The following is a 15864-nucleotide window of genomic DNA, read 5'->3' as shown; positions in this document are numbered from 1 at the left end:
CAAATTTGTGTAAAATGTCTATTGGTTGCTTTTTGTTGCATTTACAACATTTTATTTTTCCTTTATACTCTTTTTATATCACGTATTTTTATTATACAAAAAAGAAGCCTAAATTCGTAGAAAAGGAAGGATTTTAATGAAAATTGAGCATGTTACAACAAAAGAGCAGCTTGAAGAAGTATTCCGTATACGTAAAACAGTGTTTGTTGAAGAACAAGGCGTGCCCTTGAAAGATGAATTTGATGAGCATGAAGAAAAGGCAAAACATATGTTGATTTATTATAACAACGAACCAGCTGCTTCTGGTAGATTCCGCATAGTAGACGATTACGCCAAAATAGAGCGAATATGCGTATTAAAGGAATTTAGAAAATACGGGCTCGGAAAAGAAGTGGTGACCAGCTTAGAAGAAGCAGCGAAAAAAGAAGGCTTAACTCAATCTAAGCTTCACGGTCAAGTTCAAGCTGAACCTTTTTATCATAAATTAGGGTATAAGACTGCTTCTGATGTCTTTATGGAAGACGGTATTCCACACGTTATTATGAAAAAAGAGTTTACGTGTTAAAAAGGCTTCTTTGCACAGTTGCTTTAGTAAAGAAAAAGGCTCTCCGTAGAGAGCCTTTTTTGTGCTATTAGATTTTCATAATTCCGCCTGTGCTTGCAGAAGTTACAAGTTTAGAATATCTTGCAAGATAGCCTTTTTTCACTTTTGGCTCAAAGCCTTTCCAGTTTGCTTTTCGTTCTGCCCAAACATCTGGAGAAACTTGAACATTCATTGAACGATCTTCAATGTCAATCACGATGTGGTCGCCATCTTCGACAAATGCTAGTGGTCCGCCTTCAGCAGCTTCTGGAGATGCGTGGCCGATTGATAATCCACGTGAAGCGCCAGAGAAGCGTCCGTCTGTTAATAGTGCTACTTTTGCACCTAGTCCCATTCCCATAATTTGAGAAGTTGGAGCTAACATTTCAGGCATTCCCGGTCCGCCTTTTGGTCCTTCATAACGAATGACTACGACATGTCCTTCTTTTACTTTTCCGTTAGCAATACCATGCAGCGCCTCGTCTTGAGACTCAAATACAATTGCTGGTCCTTCATGGCGAGTAATGCCGTCTTGAACACCGCCTGTTTTAATGATCGCGCCGTCTGGAGCTAAGTTACCAAACAATACAGCAAGTCCGCCTTTTTCTGTGAACGGCTTATCGATTGGATGAATAACGTTATAATCTTTTACATCGCATCCTGCAATGTTTTCGCCTAGCGTTTTTCCAGTAACCGTCATCGTATCTAAATGAAGAGCTCCTTCTTTTTTAGATAGCTCGTTTAAAGCAGCCGATACGCCTCCTGCTTCATGTAAGTCTTCAATAAATACATCCGAAGCCGGAGCGAGTTTTGCCAAGTGAGGCACGCGTTCCGCTACTTCATTAATGCGTTCTAACGGATAATCAATTTCAGCTTCATTCGCAAGAGCTAGCGTATGAAGAACTGTATTTGTAGAACCACCTAACGCCATGTCTAAAGCAAATGCGTTGTCGATTGCTTTTTCTGTTACGATATCACGTGGTTTTAAATCTAATTTAATTAATTCCATAAGTTGTTTAGCTGATTTTTTAACAAATTCTCTACGTTCAGGAGCAACTGCTAAGATTGTACCATTTCCAGGTAAAGCAAGTCCTAACGCTTCAGCTAAGCAGTTCATTGAGTTCGCTGTAAACATTCCTGAACAAGATCCGCATGTCGGACAGCCAAATTGTTCTAATTCAAGTAATCCTTTATCATCAAGTTTACCAGCTTGATGAGCTCCTACGCCTTCAAATACTGAAGAAAGAGAAATCTTACGGCCGTCGCTCGTTACGCCAGCCTTCATTGGTCCGCCGCTAACAAAAACTGTCGGAATATTCAGACGTAACGAAGCCATTAACATCCCAGGCGTGATTTTATCACAGTTTGGAATACATACCATTCCATCAAACCAGTGAGCAGATACTACCGTTTCAACTGAGTCAGCAATGATTTCACGACTTGGTAATGAATAACGCATACCGATATGTCCCATCGCAATACCGTCATCTACACCGATAGTGTTCATTTCAAAAGGTACGCCACCAGCTTCGCGAATCGCATCTTTTACGATTTTACCAAACTCCTGTAAGTGAACATGACCTGGTACAATATCAATATATGAATTGACAACCGCAATAAACGGTTTGCCGAAATCCTCTTCTTTTACACCAGCTGCACGCAGTAGGCTGCGGTGTGGTGCTCTGTCGAATCCTTTTTTGATCATGTTACTTCTTAATTCTGCCACAATAATTCCCTCCGTATTCATCTAACCTATTAAAAACTGAATCTTTTTAAATTGTTTAATAATTTTTAATATAAATACTAATTTAACAAATCACACAAAGGTTTGTAAAGGTTTATGACAAAATAATCATTTTTTATTTTAAAATAGTAAAATCACCTGCATAAATTAGTATAATATATACATATATCCCTTATTTTACAGGAAAACAGAAGGTGGATGCTGAGCATGAAACAATCCTTTTATTACAGAGGTCATCAGGAAAAAGAAATATTTGCACAAAAATGGAATGTTGAAAACCATTCTGCAAAAGGCGTTGTCCAAATAGCCCATGGGATGGCCGAACATATTGGACGCTACGAGTACTTTGCTAATGTATTAACGCAACATGGATATATCGTATATGGGAATGATTACCGAGGTCATGGTCAAACAGCTTTAAAAGATGAAGACAAGCGTTTTTTTGCTGAAGAAAATGGTTTTGATACAGTAGTCTACGACATGATTGCTCTGACTAAGCACATTTCGACGGAACACTCGGACCTACCGATCTTTCTTTTCGGTCACAGCATGGGGTCTTTTCTAACGAGAAGATATATTCAATTGGATACAGAGCACATTCATGGTGTGATACTCTCAGGTACTGGCAGCATTCCTTCCCTTTCACTGCAGGGCGGTATATTAGCTGCGCAAATAGAGATAAAGAGAAAAGGGTTACGATCTCCTAGCCCTTTGCTTGATAAACTCTCTTTTGGACAATACAATAAATCATTTCATCCTGCTCGGACACCTTTTGATTGGTTAAGTCAAGATAATGAAGCTGTAGATTTATATGTAAATGACCCTTATTGCGGTGGGGTTTTCACAGCGGGGTTTTTCTATGACTTACTAACAGGAATCAAACAAATCTCTAACTTAGCTAATATAAAGTTAGTTCCATCAAGCCTGCCTATTTATTTGGTATCTGGAGAATATGATCCAGTAGGCAACTATACAAAAGGCGTAGTCAAAGTATATAACGACTTTAAAAAGGCAGGATTACAGGATGTAAGTTACCGTTTTTTTAAAGAGTGCCGTCATGAATTGCTGAATGAATTAAATAAAGATGAAGTGATAGAAGATATACTAAATTGGCTTAACGTGCAAATAGACAAAAAAACGGTTCGTGTGTAGACACGAGCCGTTTTTTTATTAAGCAAATACAGATGTTAATACAGGTACTACTTGTTTTTTACGTGATACAACGCCTTCTAAGACAGCTGTATTGTTTTCAAGCGTTACATTGTATGCTTCTTCTACTTTTGAAGCAGCAGAACCTAATGCTAATGCAGTAGAGTTGCTGTTTAAAATATCTGTAACAACTAAAAGGAATAATTGTAATCCTTTTTCTTCGATTGTTTTAGTAATCGCTTCTTCCAATTCAACTTTGCGCACTAAAACGTCGTTTACGTCAATTGCATTCACTTGTGCAATTTCAACTTTGCTTGTGCCCATGCTGAATTCTTTAGCATCTAATGAAATTAATTGTGAAGCTGTTTTATCACCTAAGTCAGCTCCAGCTTTTAGCATTGCTAATCCGTACTCTTCTGCATCTACGCCTGCAATTTCCGCTAATTCTTTAGCAGCTGCAACGTCTTGGTCTGTGCAAGTTGGTGATTTGAATAATAAAGAATCAGAAATGATAGCTGATAGCATAAGACCTGCGATGTTAGGTTCGATTTCTACGCCGTTTTCTTTATACATCTTGTTTAAGATCGTTGCCGTACATCCAACTGGCTCTGCACGATAGTATAAAGGATCTGCTGTTTCGAAGTTAGCAATACGGTGATGATCAATTACTTCAAGCACACGAACTTGATCAATATCGTTTGCACTTTGCTGGCGTTCGTTGTGGTCCACTAAAATAACTTCATTTGTTTCTTTAGATACTTCATCAACGAAACGTGGTAGTTCAGCGTTGAACTTTTCAAGAGCGAATTGCGTTTCACCGTTAATATCGCCTAATCGAATTGGTTCAGCGTCTACACCTAATTTATTCTTTAAATCAGCGTATGCAATTGCAGAACAGATTGTATCTGTGTCAGGATTTTTATGTCCAAAAATTAACGTCTTTGCCATCTTAAATCTCTCTCCTTCTTACGTATGTAAATAGCATTCTTGCGTAAAGTTAGTTAATTCGTTCACGCAACATTGCCATTTTAACATAAACTTTTACATTATTTTAATTTTTTTGCGAAAAATGATGTTCATCCGCAGATATTTTGCCATTTTGTATCTTTTTCACAGTAAAAACACCTCTATTTCCGATATAAATAGAGGGTTTTATACGTTCATTATATAAAAGTTAACGATAAAACACAACCTGTCTCTCTATCACTTGATAGATAACTTAAACGCAGTATCTTGCCACTTTTGATAAAGAAAAAGTAGAACAGCAATAACGATCATTAGTACAAATAATAAAAAATGATTCATTCCCTTCAGTGTATAAATGTCTAGTTTTTCAAAGATAGGACTCATGACAAATGCCTGAAATAAATCGAACGCTGCATTGATAATCATAAACATCCAAAAGCCAGGATAGGTAAAATAAAAAATAAAAAGCGTTCCTATTATAAATATGCCAAAAGGAAAAGGCGTCATATTAACAAAGAAAAAAAGAGTTTCATTGACTTCCCACCAGTTAAAGCGATCTGCGATTTGAAAAACTACCGTTAACAATACCACTCCGAATAGCGATACAGCCATATACCGCTTTACTCGCTCTTTATCAACTGCAAAAAGCAATAGCCAAGGACCGATAAAAAGCACCCACATTACGATTTGCGCCATGAGCTTTCCACCTTTCACTTTCAAAAAGAGAATATATATTATTCTGTCCTTATTTATGTAAAATAACCAAGAAAAGCACCCTTGTTAAAGGATGCTTTTCTTGGTTATCGTCGCAGTGTAAAGTTGAAATGTTCATTTACTATAGCTCCTAGCTCTTCAAGAAACTGCTGAGCAGTCATTTCCTCTACGCTTTGGGTATACCAAGCAAGCTGAGATTTTTTATGAACATTGTTGTAATATACATCTCTTGACCAATATGTTTTTGATCGGTATGTATAATTAAAGTGAATGAATAGTTCACTCCCGTCTGGACACTGCAACAACACGCGGTAATGTGGATTACGACGATTTTTATCTAAACTCATTTCTTTAATCTGCGCTAACATTATTCACCTCTAAAGCCATTACTTAATCATTTAAAGGTAAATGCCACACCACGCTATATCCTATCTCTGCCATCAACTAGAAAATCATATATTTTCTAAAATTCTACACGATATAGGACAAAAGAGGAAGAGATAATTTATTGGTGGACGTGTAAAGTTTCATATAAATCTTTTAGCTGCTCAGGGTATTGAGACCTTACGTAATAACCTGTAGGACGGTGCTCGATTAAATGAGAAGCAAATAAGTAGCCGATGAGCACGTGCATTTGTTCATCTGAGGTTTCTTGGTTTAATTCCCATTCGAGTCGTTCAGCTAAGTGTGAAGCCAGCTGTTTAATTTTTTCATCATGTGATAAAAAGAGCATTTTGTTCTCCCCCTTATAACGAATAAGTAACGCGGCCAATTCTAATAAAGACAAAGTCTTGCTTTTATAAGGATAATTATATTTTATTTTACAATAAAAGTATATAAATAGTTCAAAATATTCAAAATATAATTTGTTTCTTTTGGACTATTCGGCAACAAACAAAAAAAAGAAGCGGGACAGCTCCCGCTTCTTTTACGTAAAAAGATGTTCGATTATCGAAATTTATTCCACTTCCACTGCCCAGCCGAATGGATCTTCCACTGTACCATTTTGAATACCTATTAGAGTGTCATACAGTTTTTGTGATACTTCTCCTGTGTTTCCACCGTTGATGACCATTTTCTCGTTATTCCAAAATAGCTCGCCAATCGGAGAAATAACTGCAGCTGTACCTGTTCCAAATGCCTCTTCTAGTTTGCCTTCCGAATAAGCTTGCTTAATTTCTTCCATAGAAATACGGCGCTCAGTTACAGGCATATCCCAGTGTTTTAGCAGCTCAATGATGGATTTACGCGTAATTCCTTCTAAAATGCTTCCGTTCACAGATGGCGTTACTACTTCTCCATCAATTTTGAAGAAAATATTCATGCTTCCTACTTCTTCAATGTACTTGCGTTCAACTCCGTCTAACCACAGTACTTGTGAATAGCCTTTTGAGTCAGAAAGCTGCTGAGCTTTTAAGCTTGAAGCATAGTTTCCGCCTGTTTTAGCAGTCCCTGTCCCTCCGGCTACAGCACGAACAAATTCGCTTTCAACCGCAATTTTTACAGGAGCAATCCCTTCTTTATAATATGAGCCAACTGGAGATAGAATAATGATAAATTGGTAGCGGTCAGATGGCGCTACTCCTAAGTAAGGCTCTGTCGCGATGACAAATGGACGAATGTATAGTGATGTACCTTCAGCAGTAGGAATCCATTCGCGGTCAATTTTAATCAGCTGTTTTAACGCTTCTAATGCTAAGTCTTCGTCAACATGAGGAATACAAAGACGATCGTTTGATTTATTTAAACGTTTGAAATTCTCATCTGGTCTAAATAATAATACTTGCTCTTTTTTTGTTACGTATGCTTTTAGTCCTTCAAAAACAGACTGCCCGTAATGAAAGATCATGGATGCAGGATCTAATGTGATAGGTTGATAAGGTACAATACGAGCGTCGTGCCAGCCTTGGCCTTCTGTATAATCCATAATGAACATATGGTCCGTGAAGATTTTCCCGAATTGCAATTGATCAGATTGCGGCTTTTCTTTTTTTGTTTGACTTAGTGTTACATCGATTGAATAAGTTGTCATAGTTGTTTCTCCTTGCTCTTTATATTTACGGGTTTTTCGCTTAAACCTCTATATAAGTTACATTGTACAACTTTAGGGAAGCGTGTCACAATAGTTAGAGACGAAAAATTCTAAAAATTTTATAAAAATTATAAAGAAATAGCACCTAATCGAATTAAGTGCTGAACTGAAAAGGTTTTCTTTCTAAAAAAACTATTTCTACATTTTATTTACAACCATTTATAAACCAATTTTCACTCGGAGCTTTTCATCTTGTATTGAAAATTGTTTGATTTTCCCTACTGGAATGACTTTCACTTTATCAATTTCATTGAGGTTGATATGAATTTGTTTTTCTTCATACGTAGTAACAGGCGGCTTGTGAAAAATTCGATAGTTGATCCAATTTTGATTAAGAGGTTTCATTTCATGGATTTTGAATAAAAGCGTACGTTCTTTTGCTTCAAGAGGTTCTAGCACAATGGAAAATGGAATTCTCACCAGAAATTTTTTAATAATTCCATTCACGTGAATATAGGAGTCTTGAAATGAAATAGAAAATTGCTGAATTTGATCTTGCTTTGTCATTTGCTTTTGAAAAATTCGCATGAGCATAGAAGCGGATATAGGAACGGTTACACCGCTTTCAGCCATCTTTTCTTTCATTTTTGCCTGCACATCATCACTAATCACATCGTTTAGCTTTCTCTGTACCCAATCCTTCATGATGCACCTCCGCTATGAAGTTATGTTTCTGTTTCCTCTAACGCACGAATCGAAGCTGTTAAGTGATTTGACACGTCGGCGAGCCGATCTTTTGTCAGCTTTCCTTCAGCAAGGTAGATAGGCTTCCCAAAGGAAATGACAACGGGATCCTTTGAAAATAGCTCTTTTACATTTGCGGGTCCTTTGTAAACTGCGGGTACAATAGGAACCTTTGCCATACTTGCTATAGTGACTGCTCCTCTTTTTAAGGGAACGTCTTCCTCTGTTCGCGTGCCGCTAGGGAAAATCCCGACGATATGTCCTTGTTTTGCCAATTTAATAGGTGTTTTAATGCTGCTGGGTCCCGGATTGTTACGATCTACTGGGAATGCGTTAAGTTTTTTTAATACATTACTAGTGAGTATATGATTAAAAAGCTCCTTTTTTGCCATAAAATGAATTTGGTGAGGCAAAATAGCCGCACCAAGCGCTACAACGTCTACCCATCCCTTATGCGAACAAGCAATCACAAAGCCTGTATCCGCTGGCAGATACTCTCTGTTCCTTACCTGAAACTTCCCCCTTCTTTTTAATAAAAATTTACATGTGTGAGCCGCAATATTATACATAAGTGTTTCCTCTTCTCTCTATTAGTTGAAAATATATACAAAAATTATATCACTTGATATTAAGAGTTGGTACTAAAAAAGGAATGTAACATCTTTTTACACGGTAGCTTACCTACTTCTCTATATATTGTAAAAAAGGAGATATTGAAACCTCTGTTTTTGGTCAACTTGACTAATGACATCCCTTAAAAAACATTTTACTATTAATGTATCATTCTAAATGTAATATTTATTAACATTACATGTGATATAATTAAAGGAGGTTTTTAGGTGAATAACCAAAATCGACCGTTTCAACTAGCTTCATTGGGATTACAGCACGTACTCGCTATGTATGCGGGTGCCATTCTCGTTCCGCTGATGGTAGGACGCGCATTAAATTTAAATGCACATGACTTAGCCTATCTCGTAGCCATCGATTTACTGACCTGCGGACTAGCTACGCTGCTGCAGGCTTGGACGAACAGGTGGTTTGGGATTGGTCTTCCTGTTGTACTTGGAAGTTCATTTGTAGCGGTGACTCCTATGATTGCGATTGGAACTCAATATGGAATTAGCGCTGTTTACGGAGCGATTATTGCCGGTGGTATTTTCATCGTACTGGCAGCAAGTTTTTTAGGCAAAATTATTAAATTTTTTCCTCCAGTTGTCACAGGAACGGTTGTGACGATGATTGGTTTATCACTTGTACCATCCGCTGTCCGAAATATGGCAGGAGGAGTAGGAAGTAAAGATTTTGGTTCTCTTTCTAATCTTCTTTTATCCTTTGGTGTTCTAGCGCTTATTTTAATTTTAAATCGATTTTTCAGCGGTTTCCTTCGTTCTCTTTCTGTGTTGATTGGAATTATAGCCGGAACAATAGCCGCTGTATTAATGGGAAAAGTTAATTTCACTAACTTTAATGAAGCTTCTTGGCTGCACATTCCCAATCCTTTTTATTTTGGGATGCCCACTTTTGAAATTGGACCGATTTTAACGATGATTCTCGTATGCTTGGTCATTATTATTGAGTCTACAGGCGTATTTTTAGCGTTAGGAAAACTGTGTGATCGGGAATTAACTGAAAAAGATTTTACAAAAGGCTACCGTGCCGAAGGAATCGCCATTGTTCTTGGAGGGCTATTTAATGCTTTTCCTTACAATACATTCGCTCAGAATGTAGGACTGGTTCAATTATCGAAAGTAAAAACAAAAAATGTAGTGGTAGTAGCCGGCTTTATTCTCGTATTATTGGGACTTGTTCCTAAAATAGCTGCTTTTACAACCATTATTCCTACTCCTGTTTTAGGAGGAGCAATGGTCGTGTTGTTTGGTTTAGTTATTTCATCAGGCATCAAAATGCTAAGCGCTGTTGATTTGGCTAAACAAGAAAATTTGCTGATTATTGCGTGCTCTCTTTCACTGGGTCTTGGTGTAACGGTGGTACCCGATTTATTCGCCCAGCTCCCAAATGCTTTGCGTGTGATTGTAAGCGATGGAGTTATTACTGGAAGTTTAGCTGCCATTTTATTAAATCTCTTTTTTAACGCATCGGTTGAACGAAAAGTACCTTCTGTCTCTTTAGAGAAGACAGATTATTCAGAAGTAAAGTAAAGGTGGTTTAGTATGAATAATGTATCTGTGCAGTATGTAAATCAGCTTAGCAAGCAGCATTTTGTCTCATTAGTTGGCGATATATTTGAACATTCACCTTGGGTTGCAGAAGAAGCTTATTCTAAGCGCCCTTTCTCTTCCGTTGAACAACTTCATGGAAAGATGAAAGAAATTGTAGCGCAAGCATCTGTAGAAAAACAGCTTAAGTTGCTGAAAGCTCATCCAAATCTAGGTGAAAATATCGCTATGACATCTGCTTCTACTGAAGAACAAACAAAAGCAGGCTTACAAAACTTAACACAAAATGAGTATGAACAGTTTTCTTCTCTTAATGGAATGTATATAGAAAAGTTTCCTTTCCCTTTTATTTTGGCAGTACGAGGTAAACAAAAAGAAGATATTTACGAGGCAATGCAAAGTCGCTTACAGAATACCAAACAAACGGAGTTTGCTACAGCGTTAGAAGAAGTATATAAAATTGCTTTCTTTCGTTTAACTGATAAAATTACTGAAGAAAAGGAGACAAAGAAACGAGCATGACTAAAATTACAACGCATATTTTAGACCTCACTCACGGATGTCCGGCTGCTTTTGTCAAAGTTGATTTCTATCACATCCAGTCAGAAAGTAAACGAATAAAGCTTTCTCATGGTACTACAAATGAAGACGGAAGATTAGCAAACCCACTCTTCTCTTCTGAAGCGTTTGAATCAGGAGATTATGAACTTTTGTTCCATATTGGGGAATACTATAAAAAACAAGAAGTCCAAACAACAAATCCGCCCTTTTTAAATCAAGTTTCTGTTCGAGTCGGATTGTCTTCTGAACAAGAACATTATCACATCCCTTTGCTTGTGTCACCGTGGGGGTACCAAATTTATAGAGGAAGTTAAAAAAGAAACGGCGTCTTTAAACGTCGTTTCTTTTTTAATTCAGCAATTTAGACATATAGTACTCATCAATAAACAAACCGCCAATTCGCAGTGAATGTTTCTTTGTTCCTTCGATTCCAAATCCTACTTTATCATATAAAGAAAGAGCCTTTTCATGCTGTATAGCGACTGTCAGTTCAAGACGATGAATATGGTGTTCTCTCGCCCATTCTTCAAGTGCACCGATTAAAGCCGTCCCAATTCCTTGATTTTGAAACGTCTTTCGAATACCTAATGTCAAAGAAGCGATGTGAGCGTTTCGGTTAGCTTCGCCCCCTGTTGCAGCTATATATCCCACAAGCATCTCGTTTTCTTCTGCTACAATAATCGTAGAGTTTGGCTGCTGCTTAAAGATTTCGATGTTTTTCTCCTGCTGATCCGTACTCAGCTTTCGCTCTCCGCTTTCGAACAGCATAAACTTACTTTCTTCTTCAATCTGTTTAAGCAAATCTACAAAGTTTGCAGCATCATGTAATTCTAGTTCTCTAATTTCCATGCTGATCCCCCTTTTTGTGTGTCCCTTTTGTTTGTATATGTATTGGTTCACCTTTATAAAATATAGCTTTACAGTTTCTTACGAAAAATACGGCTTTTTAAGTAGCTGCAGTAGAACGAAAAACCTACTAATCTCCCTTTTTTTGAAATCCTTTTTTCCTCTGTATAATTTTAAATCACTTATCAACTTCTGTAAATTTTTTAGATTCCCTCTTTTAATTTCCATTTATCTTCCTTTTATATGGGTTTGAATTGGATATAAGGAGACCTTTTATAGAAAACACATGACTATTATCCTGTTTTTTGTGAAGAAAGAAAGCAATAAATGTAATTTCACTTGTAATCGTTTAGAATAGAAAAAGTGGAAATTTTATGTACCTATCCTCCTTAATTATTGGTCTGTGAAAGGAAATTATTATGAAAGTACAACCCGCAAAATGTGGTGTATATGTCTTAAGCGGTCTAGGGGCTGTTACGGTGTTCTTCTTACTTTTACTTAAGAACAGTGCTTTCTTTCTAGAGGAAGAATACGACCAAAACAAACCTGAAGCTGCGCTTGCGGTGAGCGAACATACCTATCACCTTCACAAAGGTTCTATTAACTGGTCAAACGGCCGTTCAACAACAAAAAAAGAAATAAATGTATATGATTTATATACATACATATCGCAGCAAAAAAGTATCCCTTTAAAGCAGCAACAATTGGTTAAGCTCCATTTTTCCAACCTAGACGACGCTTATATTCGCGGCGTGAGCGTGCATATATGGAAAAATAACGGTGAAAAAACCAAGCTGTTTGTCAAAAATAATGAATTTAAGATTCCTGAAAATCAAGGTTTTTACGTTGTAGATATCGTGATTAACTCTACAAGAGGAACAATGCAATATGCGGCAAATGTGCAAATACAGTAAGTTTGGCTGCAGTAAATAAAAGGGGCAGAAATTATAGAAGGGATCAAAAAGTTACCACAAAAAAAGAGAGCAATATGCTCTCTTTTTTATAAAATGAAAAAGACGTCCACGCAGGACGTCTTTGATGCGTTTGTGGCGGGGACCGTGTGACCACATTCACACGTTTAGCTCGAAAGCATGTCCTTCGACTTACACAAATTAGCTCATCGCTTTATTAATATAACATCTGCCATAGAAAAAAGCAACCAATTTTTAAATAGTTTTTTCTATTTATACATATTTCGCAAGAATCCACAAAATAATATGCATGCGTAGCTATTCACTCTCTACACTTTTAGTCTATTTTAACTCATATACGAATACACTAATAGACCAACCTATGCGCAGTTTTTGAAAAAGGATGTGAATAGCTTGTTTCAAATCACTGATTTCCCTGAATTTTCATGGTCCTATTCCAGGCATAAAATGATCACACAGTGCAAACGAAAGTATGCATATCATTATTATGTCTCACACAACGGATGGCTTGACAGCGCTTCTGCACAGTCTCAAAGCGCTTATCGTTTAAAAAAGGTTTCTACTTTATCTATGTACGCAGGACAAGCCGTCCGTCAGGTGATTACAGAAGCCATTTCTGACTATACATCTACACAGATTGTCCCGGGTGAACAAAATTTAGTGAAGAAAGTACAGCAGCTACTAAATAACGCACTGCGTGATTCTACTGACTATGGAGAGCTTTGGTATCATAAGCCTGCTCAGTATAAGATGCTTTTAGAATTCTACGAAAACGGCTATATTTCTAAAAAAGATCTTAAAGACATGCAAAAGCGGGTACACATTTGTGTACATAACTTTTTACAAAGTAAATCGTTTTGCGACGTGGTGTCTTCACCTTCTTTAGAAGTAGATTCTCCTCAGTCGTTTCGTTCTATAAATGTGTATGATCATAAAGTATATGCGCCTTTTCATTCCCTTTTTAAAAATCCAGTCACAGACGAATTTACGATTGTTGATTGGAAAACAAGTAAACAAACAAAAGATGATTTGTTTCAACTGGCAATTTACGCTCTCTACGTGCTAGCTGAATATAATATTTCTGTTGATCAGATAAAAGTCCGAAACGAATACTTGCTTTCAGGCAGTGCGCGTACGTATCAGCTTACTCTTCACGAAATTGAAGCTGTTCTTCGGCAAATCGATACAAGCATTGACTATATGAAAACTTTTTTGGAACACTCAGAGGTAAATCAGCCTCTTCCGCTTGAGCATTTCCCTCAAGCAGATACGCCTTCCTCCTGTCACGGGTGTGCATTTAAAGAATTGTGCCAAACGGGATAAAAAACAGCTGAAGATGATTTATATTTTTTGCTAAACTTTTTTATTGTCAAAAGAACCTTTGCCAGCATATAATTTGCATTAAGGAAACATTTTGTACTTCATATAAAAAAATTAGCTTGGGCTATTTATTGTTCATCAAAGAAAGGAGCACTAGACATGAAAGATCAAAACGGCAGTAAAGCATTATCAGCTATGCAGCTAAGTGCTCAAGACGTATTGTCGGGTAAAACAAAAGGAATTAAGCGATTATTACCTTTCTTAGGGCCTGCCTTTATCGCAGCGGTTGCTTATATTGACCCAGGTAATTTTGCTACTAACATCGCAGCAGGCTCTCAATACGGATACATGTTGCTTTGGGTTGTATTAATTTCTAACTTAATGGCTGTCTTAATTCAATCGTTATCAGCTAAATTAGGTATTGCAACAGGCTTGAATTTACCCGAGATAGCACAGGAACACTTCCCGTCCTTCGTTTCTTTTGGGCTTTGGATCCAAGGGGAATTAGTCATTATGGCGACGGATTTAGCAGAATTTATTGGGGCTGCTCTTGGAATTTATTTATTATTTCATATTCCTTTGTTCCCAGCTGCACTCATCGCAGCGGTAGGTTCTTTTGCTATTTTAGAGTTACAAAGACGAGGTGTTCGACTGCTAGAAGCAGCGATTGCAGCAATGGTTTTTATTGTGGTATTAGCTTTTGGGACTCAAATGTTTCTTGCGCATCCAGACGGCGCAAGTGTTGTCCACGGCTTATTTGTCCCTCAGTTTCACGGGACAGACAGCGTGCTGTTAGCTTCTGGGATTTTAGGTGCTACAGTTATGCCGCACGCGATTTATTTGCACTCAGCTCTTACGCAGCGCCGCGTGGTAGGAACTACAGAATCGGAGAAAAAAGCGATTTTCCGCTTTGAATTTATCGATATTGTGATTGCCATGATTATCGCTGGTGCAATTAATGCAAGCATGCTGATTGTCGCAGCCGCTCTATTCTTTAAAAACGGACTAAACGTGCAAGATTTGGACGTGGCTTTTACACAATTTGAACATTTAATTGGTCCTTTTGCAGCTATTGCGTTCGGTGTTGGATTATTATCTTCAGGACTTTCAAGCTCTTCAGTCGGAACAATGTCTGGAGATGTCATCATGCAAGGATTTATTAAACGCAGAATTCCTTTATATCTTCGTCGTTTCATTACAATTATTCCGCCGCTTTTGATTATCGGACTTGGCGTAAATCCAACAAGTGCACTAGTTGTCAGTCAAGTTATTTTATCGTTCGGAATTGCATTTGCGCTTGTACCTCTTATCATGTTTACAAGTAATAAAAAAATCATGGGCGGGTTGGTTAATCATAAAGCAACAACTACTGTAGCTTGGGTGATAGCTGCATTAGTCATTTGTTTAAATATCTTTTTGATTTATCAAACATTCGCATAGTAAATAAATCAAACTTTCAAGAAAAAACAAAAAAGAGACCCTGAAAAGTTAGATATAGTCTAACAATGGGGTCTCTTTTTTATTATTTTTTTATTAAACGATAGTAAAAATGAAGTAGACGAGAGTTCCAATAATGGCCGACAGTACTAAGCAACCCAGTGGATATAAATAAGAATAGTTTTCTTTACGGATTGAAAGAAGGCGATCCACAATAAAAATAAGAATGACGCCCAACATTCCGAATTCAAACATTAATAACCCAAAAATGGCGTGAAATATGAATGACATGATAAAATCAATTTTTTTACTACGGTCTTTTACAAAAGCACTGACTAATAAATCAACGATAACCGTGCCTAACGTCCCCATTATTAAAAAGAAGGGTGTAAAAAATAAAAGGTATAAAGGAAATAAATCAATGAAATTCTGACTGGTTTTTTTAATAGAAAAATTAGGAATTGATTCTTTTATACCTGGCATAAAACAAAAAAGTAAAGTAAAAAGAAACGCAGCTATAATGGCGGCTGATAGCTTTCTATTTAAATGCATGTTTATTTTTTTATTACTAAATTCAGTAGTTGTTTTTGTATGTTTATGATTCATATGTCTTTAACGTGATGTACGCACCTTTTCCTTTCTCATAACTTTTTTAT

General features: G+C 37.1%; 18 protein-coding genes. 8 read left to right on the top strand and 10 right to left on the bottom strand.

All coding sequences use genetic code 11. The features are described from left to right. Nucleotides 1–136: 136 nt before the first annotated feature. Nucleotides 137–565 carry a GNAT family N-acetyltransferase gene (locus WKH56_RS15950; RefSeq protein WP_048019263.1) on the top strand — a complete coding sequence of 143 codons (429 nt, stop codon included), beginning with the start codon at nt 137–139 and terminating at the stop codon, nt 563–565. A gap of 67 nt (nt 566–632) precedes the next feature. Here the strand turns inward: WKH56_RS15950 and ilvD are convergent, their stop codons facing one another. Next, nucleotides 633–2309 (bottom strand): dihydroxy-acid dehydratase, encoded by a 1677-nt coding sequence (gene ilvD, locus WKH56_RS15945; RefSeq protein WP_013083330.1) that lies wholly within the window; start codon nt 2307–2309, stop codon nt 633–635. A 225-nt stretch (nt 2310–2534) separates the two neighbouring features. On the opposite strand from ilvD, the gene WKH56_RS15940 reads away from it, so the two are divergent. After that, nucleotides 2535–3479, top strand: coding sequence for an alpha/beta hydrolase (locus tag WKH56_RS15940; protein ID WP_342836072.1), 945 nt, complete (start codon nt 2535–2537; stop codon nt 3477–3479). An 18-nt stretch (nt 3480–3497) separates the two neighbouring features. Here WKH56_RS15940 and WKH56_RS15935 read toward each other — a convergent pair whose 3' ends face one another. The 7 genes from WKH56_RS15935 to WKH56_RS15905 all read right to left on the bottom strand — a co-directional run bounded on the left by WKH56_RS15935 (nt 3498) and on the right by WKH56_RS15905 (nt 8501). Next, nucleotides 3498–4424, bottom strand: a complete 927-nt coding sequence (locus WKH56_RS15935) for a manganese-dependent inorganic pyrophosphatase (RefSeq protein WP_014459925.1) — start codon at nt 4422–4424, stop codon at nt 3498–3500. A gap of 255 nt (nt 4425–4679) precedes the next feature. Next, a complete protein-coding gene (locus tag WKH56_RS15930) occupies nt 4680–5138 on the bottom strand; it encodes a hypothetical protein (RefSeq protein WP_310883852.1) in 459 nt (152 codons plus the stop codon). 104 nt (nt 5139–5242) lie between these two features. Continuing rightward, nucleotides 5243–5524, bottom strand: a complete 282-nt coding sequence (locus WKH56_RS15925; protein ID WP_028413191.1) for a hypothetical protein — start codon at nt 5522–5524, stop codon at nt 5243–5245. A gap of 137 nt (nt 5525–5661) precedes the next feature. After that, complete coding sequence (locus WKH56_RS15920; RefSeq protein WP_028413190.1) at nt 5662–5889, bottom strand: hypothetical protein; 228 nt, start codon at nt 5887–5889, stop codon at nt 5662–5664. A 225-nt stretch (nt 5890–6114) separates the two neighbouring features. Then, nucleotides 6115–7188, bottom strand: coding sequence for a branched-chain amino acid aminotransferase (locus WKH56_RS15915; RefSeq protein WP_310883853.1), 1074 nt, complete (start codon nt 7186–7188; stop codon nt 6115–6117). Nucleotides 7189–7407: 219 nt separating this feature from the next. Beyond that, nucleotides 7408–7893: a hypothetical protein gene (locus tag WKH56_RS15910; RefSeq protein ID WP_013057211.1), complete on the bottom strand. Its 486-nt coding sequence runs from the start codon at nt 7891–7893 to the stop codon at nt 7408–7410. A 20-nt stretch (nt 7894–7913) separates the two neighbouring features. After that, on the bottom strand, nt 7914–8501 hold the full coding sequence (locus tag WKH56_RS15905; RefSeq protein WP_310883854.1) for a lysophospholipid acyltransferase family protein: 588 nt from the start codon (nt 8499–8501) through the stop codon (nt 7914–7916). Between the two features lie 270 nt (nt 8502–8771). On the opposite strand from WKH56_RS15905, the gene WKH56_RS15900 reads away from it, so the two are divergent. Genes WKH56_RS15900 through uraH form a run of 3 tightly spaced genes read left to right on the top strand, consistent with a single transcriptional unit; the run spans nt 8772 to nt 10987 of the window. Next, nucleotides 8772–10094: a nucleobase:cation symporter-2 family protein gene (locus tag WKH56_RS15900; protein ID WP_310883855.1), complete on the top strand. Its 1323-nt coding sequence runs from the start codon at nt 8772–8774 to the stop codon at nt 10092–10094. Nucleotides 10095–10106: 12 nt separating this feature from the next. Then, nucleotides 10107–10634 carry a 2-oxo-4-hydroxy-4-carboxy-5-ureidoimidazoline decarboxylase gene (gene uraD / locus WKH56_RS15895; protein WP_342836071.1) on the top strand — a complete coding sequence of 176 codons (528 nt, stop codon included), beginning with the start codon at nt 10107–10109 and terminating at the stop codon, nt 10632–10634. Continuing rightward, nucleotides 10631–10987 (top strand): hydroxyisourate hydrolase, encoded by a 357-nt coding sequence (gene uraH, locus WKH56_RS15890; protein ID WP_033579098.1) that lies wholly within the window; start codon nt 10631–10633, stop codon nt 10985–10987. The genes uraD and uraH overlap by 4 nt, the downstream gene beginning before the upstream one ends. Before the next feature lie 34 nt (nt 10988–11021). Here the strand turns inward: uraH and WKH56_RS15885 are convergent, their stop codons facing one another. Beyond that, entirely contained in the window at nt 11022–11522 is a 501-nt protein-coding gene (locus WKH56_RS15885; RefSeq protein ID WP_048019258.1) for a GNAT family N-acetyltransferase, read from the bottom strand. 416 nt (nt 11523–11938) lie between these two features. Between WKH56_RS15885 and WKH56_RS15880 the strand changes: the two genes are divergently transcribed. The 3 genes from WKH56_RS15880 (at nt 11939) to WKH56_RS15870 (ending at nt 15211) form a co-directional block, all read left to right on the top strand. Next, nucleotides 11939–12433: a hypothetical protein gene (locus tag WKH56_RS15880; RefSeq protein ID WP_342836070.1), complete on the top strand. Its 495-nt coding sequence runs from the start codon at nt 11939–11941 to the stop codon at nt 12431–12433. 411 nt (nt 12434–12844) lie between these two features. Next, the gene (locus tag WKH56_RS15875; protein WP_048019257.1) at nt 12845–13774 is read left to right on the top strand and encodes a PD-(D/E)XK nuclease family protein; all 930 of its coding nucleotides are present in this window, start codon (nt 12845–12847) and stop codon (nt 13772–13774) included. Between the two features lie 156 nt (nt 13775–13930). After that, nucleotides 13931–15211, top strand: a complete 1281-nt coding sequence (locus tag WKH56_RS15870) for an Nramp family divalent metal transporter (RefSeq protein ID WP_063247908.1) — start codon at nt 13931–13933, stop codon at nt 15209–15211. A 93-nt stretch (nt 15212–15304) separates the two neighbouring features. Here the strand turns inward: WKH56_RS15870 and WKH56_RS15865 are convergent, their stop codons facing one another. Next, nucleotides 15305–15580, bottom strand: coding sequence for a hypothetical protein (locus WKH56_RS15865; protein ID WP_255293427.1), 276 nt, complete (start codon nt 15578–15580; stop codon nt 15305–15307). Nucleotides 15581–15864 lie beyond the last annotated feature (284 nt).

This window comes from Priestia sp. SB1, from assembly GCF_038898415.1.
This window is presented reverse-complemented; position numbering and strand designations above follow the sequence as displayed.

Excerpts from the sequence above, each read along its gene's own strand:
- WKH56_RS15885 (WP_048019258.1), bottom strand. The coding sequence starts at position 11,522 with ATGGAAATTAGAGAACTAGAATTACATGATGCTGCAAACTTTGTAGAT.
- WKH56_RS15905 (WP_310883854.1), bottom strand. The coding sequence starts at position 8,501 with ATGTATAATATTGCGGCTCACACATGTAAATTTTTATTAAAAAGAAGG.
- WKH56_RS15940 (WP_342836072.1), top strand. The coding sequence starts at position 2,535 with ATGAAACAATCCTTTTATTACAGAGGTCATCAGGAAAAAGAAATATTT.
- WKH56_RS15915 (WP_310883853.1), bottom strand. The coding sequence starts at position 7,188 with ATGACAACTTATTCAATCGATGTAACACTAAGTCAAACAAAAAAAGAA.
- WKH56_RS15865 (WP_255293427.1), bottom strand. The coding sequence starts at position 15,580 with ATGGGGACGTTAGGCACGGTTATCGTTGATTTATTAGTCAGTGCTTTT.
- WKH56_RS15950 (WP_048019263.1), top strand. The coding sequence starts at position 137 with ATGAAAATTGAGCATGTTACAACAAAAGAGCAGCTTGAAGAAGTATTC.
- WKH56_RS15925 (WP_028413191.1), bottom strand. The coding sequence starts at position 5,524 with ATGTTAGCGCAGATTAAAGAAATGAGTTTAGATAAAAATCGTCGTAAT.
- WKH56_RS15930 (WP_310883852.1), bottom strand. The coding sequence starts at position 5,138 with ATGGCGCAAATCGTAATGTGGGTGCTTTTTATCGGTCCTTGGCTATTG.
- WKH56_RS15935 (WP_014459925.1), bottom strand. The coding sequence starts at position 4,424 with ATGGCAAAGACGTTAATTTTTGGACATAAAAATCCTGACACAGATACA.
- WKH56_RS15910 (WP_013057211.1), bottom strand. The coding sequence starts at position 7,893 with ATGAAGGATTGGGTACAGAGAAAGCTAAACGATGTGATTAGTGATGAT.
- WKH56_RS15870 (WP_063247908.1), top strand. The coding sequence starts at position 13,931 with ATGAAAGATCAAAACGGCAGTAAAGCATTATCAGCTATGCAGCTAAGT.
- WKH56_RS15880 (WP_342836070.1), top strand. The coding sequence starts at position 11,939 with ATGAAAGTACAACCCGCAAAATGTGGTGTATATGTCTTAAGCGGTCTA.
- uraH (WP_033579098.1), top strand. The coding sequence starts at position 10,631 with ATGACTAAAATTACAACGCATATTTTAGACCTCACTCACGGATGTCCG.
- uraD (WP_342836071.1), top strand. The coding sequence starts at position 10,107 with ATGAATAATGTATCTGTGCAGTATGTAAATCAGCTTAGCAAGCAGCAT.
- WKH56_RS15920 (WP_028413190.1), bottom strand. The coding sequence starts at position 5,889 with ATGCTCTTTTTATCACATGATGAAAAAATTAAACAGCTGGCTTCACAC.